Annotated in this window: 2 protein-coding genes; both read left to right on the top strand. The window is 70.2% G+C overall.

Annotated elements, in window-relative coordinates; translation table 11 throughout:
• Positions 1-83 precede the first annotated feature (83 nt).
• Positions 84-1,025 (top strand): ABC transporter permease, encoded by a 942-nt coding sequence (locus ACWEBX_RS40215; RefSeq protein WP_451889645.1) that lies wholly within the window; start codon positions 84-86, stop codon positions 1,023-1,025.
• The coding region (locus tag ACWEBX_RS40210; protein WP_451889644.1) for an ABC transporter permease at positions 1,022-1,675 on the top strand (654 nt) is incomplete at its 3' end. The genes ACWEBX_RS40215 and ACWEBX_RS40210, both read left to right, overlap by 4 nt.

Raw genomic sequence — 1,675 nt, 5'->3', positions numbered from 1 at the left:
GCCCGGGGCATGGCAGTCTTGGGGCATGGCCGCGCAGATCAACCCCAGCATCCTGTCCGCCGACTTCGCCCGTCTTGCCGAGGATGCTCACCTACCTCGCCCGACGCTTCGGGCTCGGAGTCGTCACTGTGCTGGTGGCGTCGATCCTGAGTTTTCTCCTGGTCCACGCCTCCGGAGGCAGTCCTGGCGTCATCACCGCGGGGGAGGGAGCGACCAAGGCCCAGATCGCGGCCGAGAACATCCGCCTCGGGTGGGACCGGTCGCTGGTGGTGCAATACACGAGCTGGCTGGGTCACGCGGTCCGAGGTGACCTGGGCGTCTCACTGATCGACGGCCACACCATATGGCCCGACCTGATGCAGCGGCTGCCCGTCACCGCCTCGATGGCCGTCTTCGCGACACTTCTCAGCGCCGTCCTCGGGATCCTGACGGGAGTGCTCGCGGCGGTCCGCGGCGGCCGTCTCGACCGTGTGATCACCCTGCTCAGCGGGATCACGCTCTCGCTGCCGCAGTTCTGGGTGGGGATCGTGCTCGTCTACGCGATCGCGGTGAAGGGCCAACTCCTGCCGGCCACCGGCTACGTCGCGTTCACCACCTCCCCGTCGCAGTACGTCCAGAGTCTGACGCTTCCGGTTCTGGCACTCGGCCTGACGGGCGCGGCCATCATCGCGCGCACCACGCGCGCCGGCATGGTCGACGCCCTGGGGCAGGAGCACATCCGCACCCTGCGTGCCCTCGGCACACCGGTCTGGCGGATCCGCTACCTCCACGCCCTGCGCTTCGCGGGCGCACCGGTGGTCGCCGTGCTCGGCATCCAGTTCATCGCCCTCTTCGGCGGCTCGGTGATCATCGAGCAGCTCTTCGCCCTGCCGGGCCTGGGACAGGCCGCGCAGAACGCGATCAACACCCATGACTTCCCGGCGGTTCAGGGCGTCGTCGTCATCGCGACCCTGGTGGTGGTCGTCACCAATCTGGCCCTCGACCTCGCCCTCGCCACCCTCGACCCGAAGGTGCGTACCGCATGAGCGTCTCGACCGAGCCGATCCAACTGCCGGCGCCCGCCGGGCCGTCCACACGCCGACGCCTCCCGCGCACACTGCGCCGTCCCGATACGACGCTCGCCGCCGTGTGGCTGGCGCTCGTCGTGCTCGCCTCGGCCACCGCTCGCTGGTGGGCTCCCTTCCCCGTCGACCACCAGGACCTCGGCCACGCACTCGGCGGACCCTCCGCCAGACACTGGCTGGGCACCGACGAACTGGGCCGCGACCTCTTCTCGCGCATGGTCACCGGCGGCTGGATCTCGATCGGTCCGGCGTTGCTCGCCGTGGCCGTCGCCTTCGGCGTCGGGGTGCCGATGGCCCTCCACGCGGCGGAACACGGCCGGGGGGTCGAGTGGAGTTACAGCCGGGTGGCGGAGCTGCTCCTGGCCCTGCCCACCACGGTCATCCTGCTCGCGTTCGTCGGCTCGGTCGGCATCCATGTCTGGGCGATCATGGCCGTCCTCGGCCTGCTGCTCGCCGCGCCCGTCTACCGGATCCTGCTCGCGCAGGCGCAGTCGCTGCGTACCCGGCTCTACGTCGACGCGGCGAAGGTGAACGGGGTCGGTTCCTTCCAGGTGAACCTGCGTCACGTCCTGCCGGGCATGGCGACCACCATCGTGGTGCAGGCCGCCCAG

It is taken from the genome of Streptomyces sp. NPDC005070 (assembly GCF_053600395.1).
This window is presented reverse-complemented; position numbering and strand designations above follow the sequence as displayed.